The organism is Brevundimonas sp. GN22 (assembly GCF_054824005.1).
Window position 1 is genome coordinate 1 of the sequence record NZ_JSYD01000179.1, and the last position, 1,076, is coordinate 1,076.

A 1,076-nucleotide genomic window follows, 5' to 3' on the forward strand; every position below is an offset into this window, starting at 1 on the left:
TTGCTGTTCCTGTGGCGTCGGGGGTTCACCCTGTATGACCACGGGGTTTTCGTTCTGTACTCGCTGACTTTTATGGCGATGCTGACGGTGGTCGCGGCTCTGCTCGGGGGGCTGGCTCCGTCCTTGGGTTCGGTGCTCGTCTGGCTGGTCATGATCATTGTGCCGGTGCACATGTTTGCCCAGCTCAAGGGGGCCTATGGCCTGTCCGTCTTCTCGGCGCTGTGGCGGACGGGCTTCCTTATGGTGTTCTGCACCATCGTGGTCTCGCTCTTCCTGACCGCTATCGTTTATCTTGGCCTTGGCCACTAGAACGCCTGAAAGGCTTGCGAACCATCGGGAACGGTGGAACGGATAAGATCATGATGAAACAGTCTTTTCGCTTGAAGATGTCGGTCGCGACGGCGGCTCTGGTCCTGTGCAGCATCGGTGGCGGCGTTGCCGTCGCCCAGAACCGTGGGGCACCTGTCGCCCAACCGGTTATTCCGGCCGTTGAATGGGACAAACGCCGTCTGGACACGCTGGACCGTAACGTCCGCCGTCTCGAGCGTGCCCTGACCCAGCGAAATGCTGCGGGTCAGCCTGTCATCGTCGAGCCCGATCCCGAGGTCGTGGCCCTTCAAGGTCAGGTGTCCGTAATGGAGCGCCGTCTGGCCGATCTGGAGGCCACCTTCCGCCGCGTGAACGCCGACAACGAGCGTATGACCTTCGATCTGGACGAAGCCACGCGAAATAACGCTGCCCTGACCCGCCGCCTCGACACTCTCGAAGAGCGCCTGAAGGAAATGCAGGAAGAAGCAGAGTTGAACGCGCCCGTCAGCGCCAACTCGCCGACCGGCAATGCTGCCGGTGACCTGCAGGCCGCCATGCGTCTGAGTGGCGAGGACAGCCGCCGTGGCATGCGTGCGCTGGAGACGGTGACTGTAACCTGGCCCGACACCCCCCAAGCCAAGGAAGCCTATAGCCGTCTGGGCGATATGCACGTCGCGGGTCGTGACAATGCCTCTGCCGTCAGCGCCTATGCTCAGGCCCTGACCGGATGGCCACGCACGCCTTGGGCTGCTGAAACGGTGCTGAAA

At 62.3% G+C, this 1,076-nt stretch carries 1 protein-coding gene and 1 pseudogene; both read left to right on the top strand.

Going from position 1 to position 1,076, the window contains the following annotated elements:
* Positions 1-309 (top strand): annotated as a pseudogene (locus OB03_RS14660) (DUF3667 domain-containing protein); the annotation flags it as partial.
* Between the two features lie 50 nt (positions 310-359).
* On the top strand, positions 360-1,076 hold a 717-nt coding region (locus tag OB03_RS14665; protein ID WP_461344660.1), incomplete at its 3' end, for a tetratricopeptide repeat protein.